The following is a 714-nucleotide window of genomic DNA, read 5'->3' as shown; positions in this document are numbered from 1 at the left end:
AATCGAGTAGGAGGCGGTGATTAACCGCCGTCCTCTCACACCACCGTGCGTACCGTTCGGTACACGGCGGTTTCAACAGTTGACGTGCACTGACTGATAAGCTGTGGCTAAATCATAAAAGCCACTGCTTATCAGTCTTTCTTTTGTCATTGCCATATTTACCGCTACCGTTTGCGTGGTAAACCAATATCCTCTCCTGCTGTTTCCTGCCTGCCATGCCAAATCTTCCGGCACTCCCATTTTCCGCAGGTTCTTCACTTTGGTTCTCGGTTTCTTCCATTGTTTCCATATACACATTCGGATTCTGTGGTATAGCCACTTATTGAGTTCTTCTATTCGGTTCTTCATTTCCGCAATCCCGTAATAATTCAGCCAGCCACACATATACACTTTTATCTTTGCTAATGCAGGGCGTATGCTCTGAACAGACCTTCGGGAACTAAGTTCTTTCAGCTTTGACTTCATTTTCTTCCATGACTTTCCATGAACCCGGACATATATGCCCTTTCCGTTCTTTCCCAATGTAAAGCCAAGGAATTTAAAAGTTCGGATTGCAAACACGCTGACTACACGGCTTTTCTCTTGGTTCACTTTCAATTTCAGCGGCCCTTCCAGATATTTCGTGCTCGTCTCCATCAGTCTCTTGGCAGCTCTCTCGCTTTTCGCCAGCAGCACGATGTCGTCCGCGTAACGGACAAATACAACTCCACGCTT

General features: G+C 46.4%; 1 protein-coding gene. It reads right to left on the bottom strand.

All coding sequences use genetic code 11. From position 1 onward, the window contains the following. Window positions 1–72: 72 nt before the first annotated feature. The coding region (locus LI015_RS28000; protein ID WP_227126782.1) for a group II intron maturase-specific domain-containing protein at window positions 73–714 on the bottom strand (642 nt) is incomplete at its 5' end.

It is taken from the genome of Enterocloster sp. 210928-DFI.2.20 (assembly GCF_020554465.1).
In the GTDB taxonomy this organism is placed as follows: Bacteria; Bacillota; Clostridia; order Lachnospirales; family Lachnospiraceae; genus Enterocloster; species Enterocloster bolteae.
This window is presented reverse-complemented; position numbering and strand designations above follow the sequence as displayed.